The sequence below is a fragment of the Loktanella sp. DJP18 genome (genome assembly GCF_049310965.1).
Lineage (GTDB): Bacteria > Pseudomonadota > Alphaproteobacteria > Rhodobacterales > Rhodobacteraceae > Loktanella.
The window spans coordinates 1-671 of the sequence record NZ_JBMERN010000389.1; the positions used below are offsets into that span (position 1 = coordinate 1).

General features: G+C 60.1%; 1 pseudogene. It reads right to left on the reverse strand.

The features are described 5' to 3' along the window. Positions 1–203, reverse strand: a pseudogene (locus ACOI1H_RS26075) (IS66 family transposase); the annotation flags it as partial. Positions 204–671: the final 468 nt, after the last annotated feature.

The following is a 671-nucleotide window of genomic DNA, read 5'->3' on the forward strand; positions in this document are numbered from 1 at the left end:
AGCAGCGCGCGTTCGCCGCGAAGCCAGCGTTTCAGATCGGCGACCAGCGGGGCCGACAGGCGTTGCCGCGCTTCGAGCCGCTCGTCGGGGGATTTGCCGTTGATGTCGCGCTCGATCTCGAACAGGGCGTCGATGCGCTTCACCGCCTCGAAAGCGATCGGCGAGATCTCCTTGGGCGGCTTGCCCTTGCGGATGTTGCATGCCGGGCTGCTTCCGCACACGTCGCCACTCGGATGGGAGCACGTCATCCTTTCCGTCGACTTCGATTGGCATTCCAAGGCCGTTGACCGCAAAATTGCGCGGCCGCTGAACATCAGGCCAGCCAGAGACTGGGGGAACCTGAATATGTTCATATAATGTTCTCGCTTAGAGTATTCCTACGCGGAAACCTTCCGATGGGGCCCAATACGGTCGGGCCCCACAGCGCCTTAGGATACCGGCCGCCGGTGCCCAGGAGCATCGTCGCGATAGACCAAAGACCGACCATGCACTAACATTCAAACCGGGCCACCCGATGGGGGCACTCCAATCGACCCAAAGGCACTCTAGCCGTCGCTGGCAAAGTACCTGGCGACCGGGAGTGTCGCATAAAGCAGGTGTCGCTTGACTTAGATCAAGGGGTCTCGCTACCTGAAATGGAAAATCCCAAGAGGTTTTCCACGAAGACCTCT